The organism is Pseudoalteromonas sp. GW168-MNA-CIBAN-0100 (assembly GCF_040309225.1).
Classification (GTDB): Bacteria; Pseudomonadota; Gammaproteobacteria; order Enterobacterales; family Alteromonadaceae; genus Pseudoalteromonas; species Pseudoalteromonas arctica.
The window spans coordinates 1-268 of sequence record NZ_JBEOOL010000610.1; the positions used below are offsets into that span (position 1 = coordinate 1).

A 268-nucleotide genomic window follows, 5' to 3' on the forward strand; every position below is an offset into this window, starting at 1 on the left:
GTCTAAAATAGCTGGGCTTACAAAGCCTGAACAGTTTTTAATGAAAATGGAAATGACACGCTTATCTCAGCCGATAGCGCGCTTTATTGACTTACGTGGTTTAGTGACTGGGCAGGTAAAGCCTTATGATCACAATGGCAAACAACATTTCATGGATGAAACAGCGATTGAAGTATTTGAAGCTGCGCTAAAACAACACGGTGGTTATACTCTCGCCGTTTATGAGGCAGTGATGAACACCGAAAATAATCATCGGGTGTTACAACGC

The 268-nt window shown here is 42.2% G+C and carries 1 pseudogene; it reads left to right on the plus strand.

The window, feature by feature from the left end:
- Window positions 1–268, plus strand: a pseudogene (locus AAEY62_RS22650) (PilZ domain-containing protein); the annotation flags it as partial.